General features: G+C 48.9%; 1 protein-coding gene. It reads left to right on the top strand.

Features of this window, described 5'->3' with window-relative positions; translation table 11 throughout:
- The coding region (locus tag M3175_RS26170; RefSeq protein WP_251524633.1) for a pantoate--beta-alanine ligase at window positions 1–411 on the top strand (411 nt) is incomplete at both ends.

Raw genomic sequence — 411 nt, 5'->3', positions numbered from 1 at the left:
GTAATTTGCACAGCGGTCACGTGACCCTCGTCAAAAAAGCCAAGGAACTTGCCGATATCGTGGTGGTCAGTGTGTTTGTTAACCCAACCCAATTTGGCGTGGGTGAAGTCTTTGATACCTACCAACGCACGCTCGTGGCTGATGTGGCAAAACTCACCGAGGCAGGGGCTCGTGTTGTGTTTGCTCCAAGCGTGGAAGAAATGTACCCAACCTACCCTAACAACGTGCAAGTGCTGTCAGGCGATATTAGCAAAATCTTGTGCGCTAACACTCGCCCCACCCATTTTGATGGTGTCGGCTTGGTGGTGAGTAAACTGTTTAATATCGTCCAACCTGACATCGCTGTTTTTGGCAAAAAAGACTATCAACAACTTGCCATTATCCGCCAGTGGGTTGCTGAGCTAAATTTCC

Source organism: Robertmurraya korlensis (genome assembly GCF_023715225.1).
Lineage (GTDB): Bacteria > Bacillota > Bacilli > Bacillales > Cytobacillaceae > Robertmurraya_A.
This window is presented reverse-complemented; position numbering and strand designations above follow the sequence as displayed.